Here is a 276-nt window from a genome sequence, read left to right on the forward strand (position 1 = left end):
AAAAGGCTTAAAATACACTGCTTCTTTTTTTGAATTGTCTCACACCCATCCTGATGTAAAATCTAGAAAATTCAAACTTGCTGCACGTACTAATCCAAGAAAATGATGATCAAATATTCAAACTTTACTCTGCATCATCGTTTTCTAGATCAAGAAGCCGATGTAAATCTACAATGTAATAACGTTGTAATGCGTTATCTACACTGCTTTGCGCTTTTGCCTGCCATGCTTCTTGAGCTGATTGGTAATCAGGGAAAATACCAACCACATCTAAAT

The 276-nt window shown here is 35.5% G+C and carries 1 protein-coding gene; it reads right to left on the reverse strand.

Features of this window, described 5'->3' with window-relative positions; all coding sequences use genetic code 11:
• Nucleotides 1-124: 124 nt before the first annotated feature.
• The coding region (locus tag ACFIK8_RS12455) for a DUF4170 domain-containing protein (protein ID WP_375669607.1) at nt 125-276 on the reverse strand (152 nt) is incomplete at its 5' end.

Source organism: Bartonella sp. MR168JLCBS (assembly GCF_042194175.1).